Annotated in this window: 15 protein-coding genes; 2 read left to right on the forward strand and 13 right to left on the reverse strand. The window is 68.7% G+C overall.

The annotated features are described in order from the left end of the window. From AB0J87_RS44155 to AB0J87_RS44200, 10 genes are all read right to left on the reverse strand, one after another. Nucleotides 1-506, reverse strand: a 506-nt coding sequence (locus AB0J87_RS44155; protein WP_363976724.1) for an NADH-quinone oxidoreductase subunit H, incomplete at its 3' end; no start/stop codon positions are given. Beyond that, nucleotides 503-2,878: an NADH-quinone oxidoreductase subunit G gene (locus AB0J87_RS44160; protein ID WP_363976727.1), complete on the reverse strand. Its 2,376-nt coding sequence runs from the start codon at nt 2,876-2,878 to the stop codon at nt 503-505. The genes AB0J87_RS44155 and AB0J87_RS44160, both read right to left, overlap by 4 nt. After that, the gene (nuoF, locus tag AB0J87_RS44165; protein WP_350739844.1) at nt 2,875-4,164 is read right to left on the reverse strand and encodes an NADH-quinone oxidoreductase subunit NuoF; all 1,290 of its coding nucleotides are present in this window, start codon (nt 4,162-4,164) and stop codon (nt 2,875-2,877) included. The genes AB0J87_RS44160 and nuoF overlap by 4 nt, the downstream gene beginning before the upstream one ends. Beyond that, nucleotides 4,161-4,817: an NADH-quinone oxidoreductase subunit NuoE gene (gene nuoE / locus AB0J87_RS44170; protein ID WP_350739842.1), complete on the reverse strand. Its 657-nt coding sequence runs from the start codon at nt 4,815-4,817 to the stop codon at nt 4,161-4,163. Before nuoE ends, nuoF begins: the two co-directional genes overlap by 4 nt. Then, complete coding sequence (locus AB0J87_RS44175; RefSeq protein ID WP_350739839.1) at nt 4,814-6,139, reverse strand: NADH-quinone oxidoreductase subunit D; 1,326 nt, start codon at nt 6,137-6,139, stop codon at nt 4,814-4,816. Before AB0J87_RS44175 ends, nuoE begins: the two co-directional genes overlap by 4 nt. Then, nucleotides 6,136-6,741: an NADH-quinone oxidoreductase subunit C gene (locus AB0J87_RS44180; protein ID WP_355210288.1), complete on the reverse strand. Its 606-nt coding sequence runs from the start codon at nt 6,739-6,741 to the stop codon at nt 6,136-6,138. Before AB0J87_RS44180 ends, AB0J87_RS44175 begins: the two co-directional genes overlap by 4 nt. A gap of 95 nt (nt 6,742-6,836) precedes the next feature. Beyond that, nucleotides 6,837-7,388 (reverse strand): NADH-quinone oxidoreductase subunit B, encoded by a 552-nt coding sequence (locus AB0J87_RS44185; RefSeq protein WP_185069987.1) that lies wholly within the window; start codon nt 7,386-7,388, stop codon nt 6,837-6,839. A gap of 2 nt (nt 7,389-7,390) precedes the next feature. After that, on the reverse strand, nt 7,391-7,786 hold the full coding sequence (locus tag AB0J87_RS44190) for an NADH-quinone oxidoreductase subunit A (protein WP_185069986.1): 396 nt from the start codon (nt 7,784-7,786) through the stop codon (nt 7,391-7,393). A 64-nt stretch (nt 7,787-7,850) separates the two neighbouring features. Next, the gene (locus tag AB0J87_RS44195) at nt 7,851-9,089 is read right to left on the reverse strand and encodes a geranylgeranyl reductase family protein (protein ID WP_355210271.1); all 1,239 of its coding nucleotides are present in this window, start codon (nt 9,087-9,089) and stop codon (nt 7,851-7,853) included. A 333-nt stretch (nt 9,090-9,422) separates the two neighbouring features. Further along, on the reverse strand, nt 9,423-10,139 hold the full coding sequence (locus AB0J87_RS44200) for a demethylmenaquinone methyltransferase (protein WP_363976734.1): 717 nt from the start codon (nt 10,137-10,139) through the stop codon (nt 9,423-9,425). 106 nt (nt 10,140-10,245) lie between these two features. Between AB0J87_RS44200 and AB0J87_RS44205 the strand changes: the two genes are divergently transcribed. Beyond that, nucleotides 10,246-11,451, forward strand: coding sequence for a hypothetical protein (locus AB0J87_RS44205; RefSeq protein ID WP_363976737.1), 1,206 nt, complete (start codon nt 10,246-10,248; stop codon nt 11,449-11,451). Here AB0J87_RS44205 and AB0J87_RS44210 read toward each other — a convergent pair. Beyond that, on the reverse strand, nt 11,448-11,666 hold the full coding sequence (locus AB0J87_RS44210; protein WP_350739829.1) for a DUF4229 domain-containing protein: 219 nt from the start codon (nt 11,664-11,666) through the stop codon (nt 11,448-11,450). The genes AB0J87_RS44205 and AB0J87_RS44210 overlap by 4 nt on opposite strands. A 257-nt stretch (nt 11,667-11,923) precedes the next feature. Between AB0J87_RS44210 and AB0J87_RS44215 the strand changes: the two genes are divergently transcribed. Next, the gene (locus AB0J87_RS44215; RefSeq protein WP_026214226.1) at nt 11,924-12,145 is read left to right on the forward strand and encodes a BldC family transcriptional regulator; all 222 of its coding nucleotides are present in this window, start codon (nt 11,924-11,926) and stop codon (nt 12,143-12,145) included. A 136-nt stretch (nt 12,146-12,281) separates the two neighbouring features. Here the strand turns inward: AB0J87_RS44215 and AB0J87_RS44220 are convergent, their stop codons facing one another. Together AB0J87_RS44220 and AB0J87_RS44225 are read right to left on the reverse strand one after the other, a co-directional pair. Continuing rightward, on the reverse strand, nt 12,282-12,524 hold the full coding sequence (locus tag AB0J87_RS44220; RefSeq protein ID WP_350739826.1) for a hypothetical protein: 243 nt from the start codon (nt 12,522-12,524) through the stop codon (nt 12,282-12,284). 10 nt (nt 12,525-12,534) lie between these two features. Next, nucleotides 12,535-13,317 (reverse strand): hypothetical protein, encoded by a 783-nt coding sequence (locus AB0J87_RS44225; protein ID WP_225963881.1) that lies wholly within the window; start codon nt 13,315-13,317, stop codon nt 12,535-12,537. Nucleotides 13,318-13,724: the final 407 nt, after the last annotated feature.

Raw genomic sequence — 13,724 nt, forward strand, 5'->3', positions numbered from 1 at the left:
TGCGCCGCCGACCGAAGACCGCCCAGCAGTGCGTACGGCGAGCGCGACGACCATCCGGCCAGCACCACGCCGTAGACCGACACCGCGCCCATGGCGAGCATGAACAGCACGGCCACCGGCAGGTCCACCATCTGCAGCGGCGTCTGCACGCCGAACAGGTTGACCATCGGCGCGAACGGCACGATCGAGAAGGCCAGGAACGCCGGGACCACCATGATGACCGGGGCCAGCAGGTAGAGCACCTTGTCCACGGTCCGCGGGAAGAGGTCCTCCTTCAGGCCCATCTTCAGGCCGTCGGCCACCGACTGCAGGAGGCCGAACTTGCCGGCCCGGTTGGGGCCGTACCGGTTCTGCATCCTGGAGATCAGCTTGCGCTCGAACCAGACGCCGAACAGGATGCCCAGCATCAGGAAGGCGAACAGCATCACGGCCTTGATGATGGTGATCCACAGCGGGTCCTTGCCGAAGTCGGCGAGGGTGGGATCGGCCGCGAGAACGTGGGTCATGAGGCGCTCCCGATGGTGACGATGTCGCCGGCCACCGCGTGCAGGTCACGGGTGACCGAGCAGCCGCCGGAGTTCGCAGGCACCCAGACGACCCGGTCCGGCAGGTCGGCGACGCGCACGGGCAGGGTGACGCTGTCGCCGACGACGAGCTTGTCGCCGTCCGCGACCCCGAGCTCGGCCGCCGTGCTCTCGGAGACCAGCGCCTCGGCGGCGCGGGCGGTGCCCGCCAGGTACGGCTCGCCGTCCTGCAGCCTGCCCTCGTCGAGCAGCAGGTGCCAGGTCGCCAGCAGCGCCTCGCCGGCCGCCGGGGCGACCTGGGCGCGGGTGGCGGTGTGCGGGGCGGTGACGCGGCTGCCGCGCCAGGCGCCCAGGCCGGACAGCTCCCGCCTGGCGGCCTTGGCGTCCGGCAGGCCCAGGTGGACGTCCATCCGGTCGGCCAGGTTGCCGATCACGGCCAGGTCGCTCTGCAGGCCGGGCACCTTCAGCGGCGCCTCGAACGAGCGGCCCCTGCCCTCCCAGTTGACGAACGTGCCGCCCTTCTCCTGAACCGCGGCGACGGGCAGGACCACGTCGGCGCGGTCGGTGACGGCGCTGGCGCGGATCTCCAGGCTGACGATGAACGGCGTGTGCTCGAGCGCGTCGAGCGCCGCCGCCGGGTCGGCCAGGTCGTAGGGGTCGACGCTGGCCACGACCAGCGCGTCCAGCTCACCGGCGCGGGCGGCCTCCAGGATGCCGGTCGTGTCGCGGCCGGGGGTGGCGGGCAGCGAGGCCACGTTCCACGCCCTGGCGACCTCGGCCCTGGCGGTCTCGTCGTCGACCGGGCGGCCGATCGGCAGCAGGTTGGGCAGCGCGCCGGCCTCGACCGCGCCGCGCTCACCCGCCCTGCGCGGCACCCAGGCGAGCCTGGCACCGGAGGCGTTGGCGAGCCGCACCACGGCGGACAGGGCGCCGGGCACGGTGGCCAGGCGCTCGCCGGCGAACACGATCGTGCCCTCGGCCAGCGTGCCGACCAGGTCGCCGATCGCGTCGGCCTCGGTGCCGGGCGCGGTGCGGATGAGCGTGCCGCCCATCTTGACCAGGCCGGGCGAGGCGAACGGGGCGATCGAGGTGACCTTGAGGCCCTTCTTCTGCCACGCCTTGCGCAGGCGCAGGAAGACGATCGGCGACTCCTCCTCGGGCTCGAACCCGACGAGCAGCACGTGGGGGGCCTTCTCGAGGTCGGTGTAGCTGACCTCGATCCCCTTGCCGGCCACCGCGTGGGCCAGGAACTGCGCCTCCTCGGCGGAGTGCGGCCGGGCGCGGAAGTCGATGTCGTTGCCGCCCAGGGCCAGGCGGGCGAACTTGGCGTACGCGTACGAGTCCTCGACCGTGACCCGGCCGCCGACCAGCACGCCGGCCTTGCCGCGGGCCTTGGCCAGGCCCTCGGCGGCCACCGCCAGCGCCTCCGGCCACGAGGCGGGCACGAGCACGCCCTCCTCGTTGCGGACCAGCGGCGTCTTCAGCCGGTCGGGCTGCTGGGCGTAGGTGAAGGCCCAGCGGCCCTTGTCGCAGTTCCACTCCTCGTTGACCTGCGGGTCGTTGCCCGCCAGGCGGCGGGTGACCCGGCCGCGCCGGTGGTCGGTGCGCTGGGCGCAGCCGGCGGCGCAGTGCTCGCACGCGCTCGGCGTGGAGACCAGGTCGAACGGGCGGGCCCGGAACCGGTAGGCGGCGCCGGTCAGCGCGCCGACCGGGCAGATCTGCACCGTGTTGCCGGAGAAGTAGGAGTTGAACGGCTTGCCCTCGGCGGTGCGCACCTGCTCCTTGGCCCCGCGCTCGAAGAATTCGATGAGCGGGTCACCGGCGATCTGGTCGGAGAAGCGGATGCACCGGGCGCACTGGACGCAGCGCTCGCGGTCGAGCAGCACCTGCGTGGACAGCGGCAGCGGCTTGGGGAAGGTCCGCTTCTGCTCCTGGAACCGGGACTCGCCCTGGCCGTTGGACATGGCCTGGTTCTGCAGGGGGCACTCGCCGCCCTTGTCGCAGACCGGGCAGTCGAGCGGGTGGTTCATGAGGAGCAGCTCCATGGCCCCGCGCTGCGCCTTCTCGGCGACCGGCGAGGTGAGCTGCGTCTGCACGACCATGCCCTCGGCGACCTCGATCGCGCACGACGGCTGCGGCTTGGGGAAGCCGCGGCCGTTGCCCGCGTCGGGGATGTCGACCAGGCACTGGCGGCAGTTGGCCGCCGGGTCGAGCAGCGGGTGGTCGCAGAACCTGGGGATCTGGATGCCCAGGAGCTCGGCGGCCCTGATGATCAAGGTGCCCTTGGGCACGCTGACCTGGAACCCGTCGATGGTCAGGGTCACCAGGTTCGTCTCGGTCTCTACGACTGTCACTGCTCACCCCAGAGAGTGGACTTCTTCGGGTCGAACGGACAGCCGCCGATCTCGAAGTGCTTGAGGTACTCGTCGCGGAAGTACTTCACGGAGGAGTGGATCGGGCTGGTCGCGCCGTCGCCCAGGGCGCAGAACGAGCGGCCCAGGATGTTGTCCGCGATGTCGGTGATCGTGGTCAGGTCCTCTTCGGTGCCCTGGCCCTTCTCCAGGCGCTTGAGCACCTGCTTGAGCCAGTACGTGCCCTCGCGGCACGGCGTGCACTTGCCGCAGGACTCGTGGGCGTAGAACTCGGTCCAGCGCAGCACCGTGCGGACCACGCAGGTGGTCTCGTCGAAGATCTGCAGGGCGCGGGTGCCGAGCATGGAGCCCTTGGCGCCGACCGCCTCGAAGTCGAGCGGCACGTCGAGGTGCTCGTCGGTGAAGATCGGCGTGGAGGAGCCGCCCGGGGTCCAGAACTTGATCTGGTGACCGGCCCTGATGCCGCCCGCCATGTCGAGGAGCTCGCGCAGCGTGATGCCGAGCGGCGCCTCGTACTGGCCGGGCCTGGTGACGTGGCCGCTCAGCGAGAAGATGCCGAAGCCCTTGGACTTCTCGGTGCCCATCCCGGCGAACCAGTCGGCGCCGTTGCCGATGATCGAGGGAACACTGGCGATCGACTCGACGTTGTTCACGACAGTCGGCGAGGCGTACAGGCCCGCCACGGCGGGGAACGGGGGCTTGAGTCGCGGTTGACCTCTGAAGCCCTCCAGCGAGTCGAGCAGCGCCGTCTCCTCGCCGCAGATGTACGCGCCGGCGCCGCTGTGCACGACCAGCTCGAGGTCGTAGCCGGAGCCGAGGATGTCGGTGCCGAGGTAGCCCTTCTCGTACGCCTCCCGCACGGCCGCGTGCAGCCGCCGGATCACGTGGAGCACCTCGCCGCGCACGTAGATGAAGGCGTGGTTGGCCCGGATCGCGTAGGCCGTGATGATGATGCCCTCGACCAGCGAGTGCGGGTTGGCCATCATCAGCGGGATGTCCTTGCAGGTGCCCGGCTCCGACTCGTCGGCGTTGACGACGAGATAGTGCGGCTTGCCGTCGCCCTGCGGGATGAAGCCCCACTTCATGCCGGTGGGGAAGCCCGCGCCGCCGCGGCCGCGCAGGCCCGAGTCCTTGACCGCCTGGATCACGGCGTCGGGGTCCATGGCCAGCGCCTTCTTCGCCGCCTCGTACTCGCCGTAGACGTCGATGGTGAAGGAGTTGGGCTGGTCCCAGTTCGCGGTCAGGACCGGTGTCAAAGTCGTGCTCATGCCTCGGGGGCCTTCCATCCGTTGGCCTTGGCGACCTTCAGGCCCTCCAGCGAGGCGCCGGCGGCCGACGGGCCGTCGCCGGCCAGGTCGTCGGGCAGGCCGGCGAGCACGCGCGAGGCGTCCTTGAAGCTGCAGAGCTTCTTCGGGCCGCGGGTCGGCCGCACGTCCTTGCCGTCACGCAGGTCGTCGACGAGCTGCTTGGCCGACTCGGGGGTCTGGTTGTCGAAGAACTCCCAGTTGACCATCATGACGGGGGCGAAGTCGCAGGCCGCGTTGCACTCGAGGCGCTCCAGCGAGATCTTGCCGTCTGCGGTCGTCTCCTCGTGGCCGACGCCGACGTGCTCGGACAGCTCGTCCCAGATCTGGTCGCCGCCCATGACCGCGCACAGCGCGTTGATGCACACGCCGACGTGGTAGTCGCCGGCGGGCTTGCGCTTGTACATCGTGTAGAAGGTCGCGACGCCGGTGACCTCGGCCTTGCTGACGCCCAGCATCTCCGCGCAGAACTCCTGCCCGTCGTCGGAGACGTAGCCGTCCTCCGACTGCACGAGGTGGAGCAGCGGCAGCAGTGCGGAGCGCGTCTTCGGGTAACGCCCGATGATCTCCTTGGCGTCTCGCTCCAGACGCTCCCGGATCTCCGGTGAATAAGTCACCGGTCCACACCTCCCATGACGGGGTCGATAGAAGCCACCGCGGCGATCACGTCGGCGACCTGGCCGCCCTCTGCCATCGCGGGGAAACCCTGCAGGTTGCAGAAGGACGGCTCGCGGAAGTGCACGCGGTAGGGGCGGGTGCCGCCGTCGCTGACCACGTGGGCGCCGAGCTCGCCCTTGGGCGACTCGATGCTGGCGTACGCCTGCCCGGCCGGCACCCGGAAGCCCTCGGTCACCAGCTTGAAGTGGTGGATGAGCGCTTCCATCGAGGAGCCCATGATGTGGGCGATGTGGTCGGGCGAGTTGCCGAACCCGTCGGGGCCGAGCGCGAGCTGCGCGGGCCAGCCGATCTTCTTGTCCTCGATCATCACCGGGTCGCCCTTGAGCGGGCCGGCGATGCGGTCGAGCGCCTGCTCAATGATCTTGAGGGACTCTTCCATCTCCTTCATGCGCACGAGGTAGCGCGAGTAGACGTCACAGCCACGCTCGGTGGCGACGTCGAACTCGTACGTCTCGTAGCCGCAGTAGGGCTGCGACTTGCGCAGGTCCCACGGGAGCCCGGCGGCGCGCATGATCGGGCCGGTGATGCCCAGGGCCATGCAGCCGGTCAGGTCGAGGTAGGCCACGTCCTTGGTGCGGCGCACGTAGACCGGGTTGGCGTCGAGGAGCTTGCGGATGTCCTTGATCCGCTTGGGCATCTCCTTGAGGAACTCACCGACCTTGTCGACCGCGCCCGCGGGCAGGTCGACGCTCACGCCGCCCGGCCTGATGTAGGCGTGGTTCATGCGCAGACCGGTGATGTACTCGAAGAGATCCATGATCATCTCGCGGTCGCGATAGCCGAAGAGGAACGGCGTGGTCGCGCCCAGCTCCATGCCGAACGTGCCCATCGCGACCAGGTGCGAGGAGATCCGGTTGAGCTCCATCATCATCACGCGGATGGCCTGCGCCCGGTCCGGGATGCGGTCCTCGATGCCGAGCAGCTTCTCCACGCCCAGGCAGTAGGCGGTCTCGTTGAAGATCGGCGAGAGGTAGTCCATGCGGGTCACGAACGTGGTCCCCTGGGTCCACGTCCGGTATTCCATATTCTTCTCGATGCCGGTGTGCAGGTAGCCGATGACGCTGCGCGCCTCGGTCACCGTCTCGCCGTCGAGGGTCAGGACCAGGCGGAGCACGCCGTGCGTGGACGGGTGCTGCGGGCCCATGTTGACGACCAGGCGCTCTTCTTCGGTGTCGCGCGCTCCGGTGACGACCTCGTCCCAGTCGCCGCCGTTGACCGAATAGACCTTGCCCTCGGTCGCCTCGTCATAAGCGGTGCTCACGAGTAGCTCCTCCTCTGGTCGGGCGCGGGGATGGTGGCGCCGCGGTATTCGACCGGGATGCCGCCGAGCGGGTAGTCCTTGCGCTGAGGGTGGCCGTCCCAGTCGTCCGGCATCATGATCCGGGTGAGCGCGGGGTGACCGTCGAAGATGATCCCGAAGAAGTCGTACGCCTCACGCTCATGCCAGTCGTGACCAGGGTAAACGCCCACGGTCGATGGAATGTGCGGGTCGGAGTCGGGAGCGCTGGCCTCGACGCGTACGCGGCGGTTGTAGGTGATCGAGCACAGGTGGATGACCGCGTGCAGCTCCTCGCCCGTCAGGTGCGGGTAGTGCACGCCGGTGACGCCCAGCGAGAGCTCGAAGCGCAGGGCCGGGTCGTCGCGCAGCTTCTGGCAGACCTCGACCAGCCGGTCCCGCTTGACGTGCAGGGTCAGCTCGCCGCGGTCGACGACCACGCGCTCGATGGCGTCGTCGAGCGCCAGGCCGTCCACGACCTCGTCGAAGTAGCCGCCGTACGGGCGGGGCGTCGACAGCTGCGGCGCCCGGCGCACGACGAGGCCGCCGTAGCCGGAGGTGTCGCCGGAGTCCTGGGTGCCGAACATGCCGTGCCGGGCGATGGGCGCCTCGGGGATGGCGGGAACCGCGGCCTCGGGGGTCTCACCGCTTTCCGGGCTACCGGGAAGGTTGTCGGGCGAGGTCACTTCGAGGCTCCCTGGTCGATCAGCGGCAGCGGCCGCAGCGCCTGCAGCTCGAGCTCCTCGATCTGCTTGGCCCGGTGGGCGCCGAACTTCATGTTCTGGATCTTGTCGTGCAGCTTCACGATCGCGTCGATCAGCATCTCGGGCCGCGGCGGGCAGCCCGGCAGGTAGATGTCGACGGGCACGACGTGGTCGACGCCCTGCACGATCGCGTAGTTGTTGAACATGCCGCCGCTGGAGGCGCACACGCCCATGGAGATGACCCACTTCGGCTCGGCCATCTGGTCGTAGATCTGCCGCAGGACGGGCGCCATCTTCTGCGAGACGCGGCCGGCGACGATCATGAGGTCGGCCTGGCGAGGAGACGCCGAAGCGCGCTCCATGCCGAAGCGCGCCAGGTCGTAGTGGGGGCCGCCGGTGGCCATCAGCTCGATGGCACAGCAGGCGAGGCCGAATGTGGCGGGCCACACGGAGTTCTTGCGTGCCCATCCGGCGGCCGCCTCGACCGTGCTGAGGATGAACCCGCTGGGGAGTTTCTCTTCAAGTCCCATTTTCAGTCCCAGTCCAGACCCTTGCGGCGCCACACGTACGCATAGGCGACGAGCACGGTGACGATGAACAGCACCATCTCCACGAGCGCGAACAGCCCCAGACCGGAGCTGAGCACCTGGCCGGCGTCGTTCGTCTGCGGCGCGAACGAGACCGCCCATGGGTAGAGGAAGATGATCTCGATGTCGAACACGATGAAGAGCATCGCGGTGACCATGTACTTGAGCGGGAACCGTCCGCCACCGACGGGCTGGGGCGTCGGCTCGATGCCGCATTCATAGGCGTCAAGCTTGGCGCGGTTCCAGCGCTTGGGGCCGGTGAAGGGAGCGATGGCGACCGAGAAGATCGCGAAGCCCCCCGCGAGAACGGCGAGCACCAGGATGGGCACGTAAAGGTCCATCGCTACGCCTCCTCCGGAGTCGCCGCGCGCGCGGGCGCGCAGCCGGATCTGTCAGTTCTGAGATTCATGCTGGTGGGGCGACCTTCGAGAGAGCGTTAATGATCATGTCTGACGCATCGCCTCGCCGGTCGGTGAGATTACCAAGGAGTTTGATGGCGAAGCGCATCAGCCTCGGGTGAGGGAGACCGTGCCTGGTGCCGAAGCTCATCACGCCCGGCTTTCCGATGAGCTCGACGAACAGCCTGCCCAGGGTGAAGTATCCGCCGTAGGCGTCCTTCAGCACTTGAGGATAGGTCCTCAGAGCGCGTTCCCGGTCCGCGGGGGTGGTGCCCCTGAGGGCCTTGGCGATGACCTCCGCGGCGATCTCACCGGTCTCCATGGCGTAGGCGATGCCCTCGCCGTTGAACGGGTTGATCGACCCGCCCGAGTCGCCCACCAGCACCAGGCCGCGCGTGTAGTGCGGCTGCCGGTTGAAGGCCATGGGGAGCGCGGCGCCGCGGATGGGGGCCGTCATGTTCTCCTCGGTGAACTCCCACTCGGGAGGCATGGCCTTGCACCAGGTCCGCAGCAGGTCCCGGTAGTCGATGTTCTTGAACTGCGCGCTGGTGTTGAGCAGCCCGAGGCCCACGTTGGCGGTGCCGTCGCCGACGCCGAAGATCCAGCCGTAGCCGGGCAGCAGCTTCTCCTGCGCCCACAGCTCCAGCCAGATCTCGAGGTAGTCGTCGTCGTGGCGCGGGCTCTCGAAGTACGTCCGCACCGCCACGCCCATCGGGCGGTCCTCGCGCTTGTGCAGCCCCATCCCCAGGGCCAACCGGGTGCTGTTGCCGTCGGCGGCCACCACCACGCGGCTGCGGTACTCGCGGCCGTCCTTGGTCGTCACGCCGACGATGTGGCCGCTGCGGTCGTCGAGGACGGGCCCCGTGACGGTCACGCCCTCCATCAGGCGCACGCCGTTCTTGACCGCGTTGGCGGCGACGATCTGGTCGAAGTCCTGGCGGGTGCGTACGAGGCCGAAGTCCGGGAAGCGCTCGAGCTGGGGCCAGTCGAGGTCGAAGCGGAGGCCGCCGCCGACGACGCGCAGCCCCTTGTTCCTGACCCAGCCGGGAGCGTCGACGTCGACGTCCATGTTGAGCAGCTGCTTGACCGCCCGCGGTGTCAGGCCGTCGCCGCAGACCTTCTCGCGAGGGAACCTGGTCTTCTCCAGGAGCAGCACGTCGAGTCCGGCCTGAGCGAGGTACCAGGCGGTCGCGGAACCGGCGGGACCTGCGCCGACGACGATGACGTCAGCGTCAACTGTGCTCATGGTCGCGCCCGCTTCGCCTCTCGTTGGCTCCTTCGTCGCTCTCTCGCGACGAGCTCCTGCGCTCGGGGCTCATGGTCGCGCCCGCTTCGCCACTCGTTGGCTCCTTCGTCGCTCTCTCGCGACGAGCTCCTGCGCTCGGCGGGTGGCTGTTGGCACGGTCACTGGACTGTCCTGTCCTACACGCTCGAAGGCCTTGGGGGTGGTGTGCTGCCTTCGTTCCTTTGTGAACCCCTTCACAAACTTGTCGGCCCGCAGTCTACTGCTTTTCCAGTACATAGTGGCAGTCGGGGTGCTGTTCTGTGATCCAAGAGGAACGGTGTGTCGCGTGTGGTCTCACGCCGCCTTGAACCCTCTGTGCAGGGCGACGATGCCCATCGTGAGATTGCGCCAGGCGACCCGCTCCCAGCCGGCATCCTGAATGGTCCGGGCCAGTGTGCGCTGGTCGGGCCAATCCCGGATCGACTCAGCCAGATATTCATAGGAATCGTCATTCGAGCCGAACACCTTGGCCACTTTTGGCAGCAGCTTCATCAGATATTCGCGGTAGACGAGATCGAAGGGCTCGAACGTCACGTGGGAGAACTCCAAGATCACCAGTCGGCCGCCCGGCCTGGTGACGCGCAGCATCTCCCGCAGCGCCTGCCGGGTGTCGTGCACGTTGCGCAGCGCCACCGAGATCGTCACCGCGTCGAACGCGTCGTCGGCGAACGGCAGGCGCAGCGCGTCGCCCGCGATGAAGGGCACCCCCTCACCCGACAGCGCGTTGCCGCCGTGGCGGCGCACGCCGGTGCGGAGCATGCCCAGCGAGAAGTCGGACGCGATGGCCCGCGCGCCCAGCGTGGTGAACGCGTCGGTGGACGTGCCGGTGCCGGCGCCCAGGTCGAGCACGAGCTCCCCGGGGCCCGCGTCGATGGCCGCGGCCACCGCCTTGCGCCACATCCTGACCTGCCCGAGGGAGATCACGTCATTGACCAGGTCGTAGCGCCGGGCGGTGCGATCGAACATCGCGGCGACCTCGTCCGGCTGTTTGTCCAACTGAGCGCGCGTCATAGGCCAAGACTATGGGAGGCCCTCCAGGCCCGTTCCCAGGGCCGTGAACACGACATTCAACGGAAAGTAGCCACGAGACTACTGAACGTCTGCTAAAACTTGGCGAATGCTTGCCCGTGTCGCCCTTGCGGCGATCATCGCCTCGGCTCCCACGGCGCATTTCGGCGTCGTCTCGGCCGACCCGGTAGACAACACCCCGCACGTGCTCGACGGCATCGTCAACGCGATCACGGTCGTCGGCGACACCGTCGTGGTCGGCGGCTCGTTCAGCGAGGTGAGCGACGCCGCCCGCACCACCGCCTACCCGCGCTCCAACCTCTTCGCCTACAACCTGACCACGGGCCGCGTCCTGCCGGGCTTCGCGCCGATCGTCCCCGGCCCCGTGTACGGCCTGGCCGCCGGCGACCAGGGCACCGTCTACGTCGGCGGCGAGTTCATCGGCGTCAACGACTCCCCCGCCAGGTCGCTGGCCAGGCTCAAGCTCTCCGACGGCACGCTGGTGACCGGCTTCGCGCCGCACATCGGCGGCGGCATGGTCTCCACGCTGGCCAGGCTGGGCTCCAAGCTCTACGTGGGCGGCGACTTCACCAGCCCGCGCACCGCCCTGGCCAGGATCGACGCGACGACCGGCGCGGCCGACCCGGCGTTCGGCATCACGCCCGGCGGATCGCTGACGCCCAGGGTGAAGGTCTACGCGATCGCCGCCACCCGCTACCGGCTCGCCGTGGACGGCTCGTTCACCACGCTCGCCGGCCAGTCCAGGCCGCAGCTCGGGCTCATCGACATCAGCGGCCCCACCGCCAGGCTCGCGCCCTGGCGGACAGAGGCGTACGCGCGCCCGTGCATGAGCGAGTTCCCCTCGTACGTGCGCGGCCTGGACTTCTCACCCGACGGCCACTATTTCGCGGTCGTCACCACCGGCGGCCCCAAGGGCGGGATGTGCGACACGGCCGCCAGGTTCGAGACGTACTCCAAGGGCTCCACCATCAGGCCGACCTGGGTGAACGCCACCGGAGGCGACTCGCTCTACGCGGTTTCCGTGACGGGCGCGGCGGTCTACGTCGGCGGGCATCAGCGCTGGCTGAACAATCCGCAGGGGCGTGACTCCGCCGGCCCCGGAGCGGTCTCACGCCCGGGGATCAGCGCCATTCATCCGACTACGGGAATGGCCCTCAGTTGGAATCCCACACGGGAGCGCGGCATCGGTGTGAAGGCGTTTTACGCGCATCGCAGTGGACTACTTGTCGGTAGCGACACAACCCGACTCGGACGGGAGTACCATGCCCGGATTGGCATGTTCCCCCTGCCCTAGTCGTCTTGCGGCTTCGGCCGGTCGATCTTGTTGCTGATGCGTTCGCTCACGGCATCACGCTGCTTGCTGAGCAGGACGTAGCTCGCTATGCCGCTGATCAAGAAAGACACCAGGATCAGCACGAACGGGTTTTGCAGGCCGAGCAGCCACAGCACCCCGAGAGTGACCGCAAAGATGCCGATGCGCGACAGTGTGTAAACGAGAACAGGAGGCACAGGTTCGAGGTTACTCGGACCCGTGGACCGGTCGCTCTTCGCATCGAACGCGAGCGATGCTACTGTTCCCAGTCAGGGAGTTTCGTAAAGAAACACCCACGAGAGCCCCAAAGAGGCTCTATCATATAACAATCGGGCAGTCAGCTGATAACAACCCGTGATCTTTGCAGAAAACCACGGATAAATCAGGCTTCGCTCGACACACTGGTTACCTGTCCGCCCGCTGGCAGGAAGCGGGATGCGAGGGGGAGAGATTGGTGGAGAGTAGCAGCGAGCGTCTGCTGACCCCAGGAGAGGTTGCCGCCCTCTTCCGGGTAGACCCAAAGACGGTTACACGCTGGGCTGCGGCAGGCCGCATCAGCAGTATCCGCACCCCCGGAGGGCATCGGCGGTTCCGCGAGTCGGAAGTGCACGCCCTTCTACGTGGCGAGGACGTTTTGACGGCCGACAGGCCGGCAGGTGAGTCCCCGCGCGTCTGACCGTGCAGACGGTGATCCTGCGACGGCAGGATCACCGCCGGCGCGCCCCACTGTTCGCGTGCTTTCGGCCACACTTCCGTCCGGCAGCATGAGGCGGCGCCAACCGCCGACCGTGGTTGGCGCCTGTCTGGTCGCCTCAGGCGTCCTCCTGCCGCGCCTTGAAGGCCAGGAACTCACGCTCCAGTTCGTCGTTCTCCTTCTCCCACTCGTTGCGGCGCTCGGCCAGCTCCTCCTCTGTCAGCGCCTCCGGCAACAACTGGTCGTAGTCCGGGTCACCGGGCAGCACCTCGACGTACGCGTTCCCGATCAGACGCCCGTCTTCGCTGGTCAGGCTCTGCGGCACGCGCAGGGTCCCGTCCGCGAGCCGGATGACGTACATGTCCGATCACCTAGATTCCGTAGCGCCGGTTGAAGAAGAGCATGATGTCCAGCGCCATCCGCGTGTCTCCCCCGAGCATGTCCACGAGGGCCGGACGCTGGCGGGAGGCGATGGCGGCGAAGGCATCGGCGAAGAACTCCTTACGGCCGAGCCCCCCGCCCTGGCGGTGGAACGTCGAGGCCAGCAGCGGCATGGCCGTGTCGTAGAGGCGGACGAACTCAGGGGAGTCGGAGACCCAGCCGCCGTACGCCGAGTCGATGTCGTCGATGGCATGGCCGACCTCGTGCATCATAACGTCCGGGGTCGGTGACGGGCGGTCACCCACGACGATCTTCCGGTCGCCGTACGCGCCCGCGCAGATGTCCCAGGTGGCGCGGCCCGACGGGAGCGGGGCGCCGCGTAAGTAGCCCATGTCGTCGAGGTCCGGGACGCCGCCGCGGCCGACGTAGATGCCCTCCAGCCCGGCCGCGAGCTTCTCCTTCAGCCGCTCCGGCAGGCGGGCGAGGCTCTCCACGGCGCGTACGACGTCCGCCGACGGCGGTCCCTGCCTGGCGTCCCACTGGCGGTGCAGGATGGACTCCAGCTTGCCGCAGTGGCGCAGGCCGTCGCCCATGGACGGGATGCCGGGCCGGTTGGGCTGGGCCCTGGGCTGGTCGTCGAGCTCGAAGTCGTACCAGGTGTAGCGGGGGCGTTCGACCACGGCGGCCGGCAGTCGCTCGCCGCGCTCGCGCAACGAGAACCCGTCCCAGCTCGTCTCGGAGGGCCGTCGTACCTCGTCGCCCGGCCACGCCATCCGCTCACCCCGCTCATTACCCGGCCATCTCGATCCCTCGCGCTCTCCAGGTCGCTCAGGCTGGCCTCTGGGCACGTCGGGCCCCCGCCCGCGCTTCTTGCGTGCCTTGGCGTCCGCGCGGCTCTCAAAGGGCTTCTCACGGGCGTTGAACCAGACGGAACGGTCCGCGTCGGGGGGCGCCTCGCCGCGCCGCGAGAAGAGGTACGATCCGCGCCGCCACCAACGGCCGCGCCGATGCCGGCCCTTGTCACCAGACGCCTTGGAGTCAGAAAAGGCCATCGCACCTCTCAACGCCCGTGGAGTCCGGCGACTTCGCCGCATCGGCCTCCACGGTACGACGCATGTCTTCCCCTAGTCACCTGAAACGGGACATCGGGAAGCACGATCACGTCGCGGATGGCTTACAG

Source organism: Nonomuraea sp. NPDC049625 (assembly GCF_040675285.1).
GTDB classification, from domain to species: domain Bacteria; phylum Actinomycetota; class Actinomycetes; order Streptosporangiales; family Streptosporangiaceae; genus Nonomuraea; species Nonomuraea angiospora_A.

Coding starts and splice junctions, on each gene's coding strand:
- nuoF (WP_350739844.1), bottom strand. CDS start 4,164: ATGAGCACGACTTTGACACCGGTCCTGACCGCGAACTGGGACCAGCCC.
- AB0J87_RS44180 (WP_355210288.1), bottom strand. CDS start 6,741: ATGTTCGGCACCCAGGACTCCGGCGACACCTCCGGCTACGGCGGCCTC.
- AB0J87_RS44185 (WP_185069987.1), bottom strand. CDS start 7,388: ATGGGACTTGAAGAGAAACTCCCCAGCGGGTTCATCCTCAGCACGGTC.
- AB0J87_RS44190 (WP_185069986.1), bottom strand. CDS start 7,786: ATGGACCTTTACGTGCCCATCCTGGTGCTCGCCGTTCTCGCGGGGGGC.
- AB0J87_RS44195 (WP_355210271.1), bottom strand. CDS start 9,089: ATGAGCACAGTTGACGCTGACGTCATCGTCGTCGGCGCAGGTCCCGCC.
- AB0J87_RS44200 (WP_363976734.1), bottom strand. CDS start 10,139: ATGACGCGCGCTCAGTTGGACAAACAGCCGGACGAGGTCGCCGCGATG.
- AB0J87_RS44205 (WP_363976737.1), top strand. CDS start 10,246: ATGCTTGCCCGTGTCGCCCTTGCGGCGATCATCGCCTCGGCTCCCACG.
- AB0J87_RS44220 (WP_350739826.1), bottom strand. CDS start 12,524: ATGTACGTCATCCGGCTCGCGGACGGGACCCTGCGCGTGCCGCAGAGC.
- AB0J87_RS44225 (WP_225963881.1), bottom strand. CDS start 13,317: ATGGCGTGGCCGGGCGACGAGGTACGACGGCCCTCCGAGACGAGCTGG.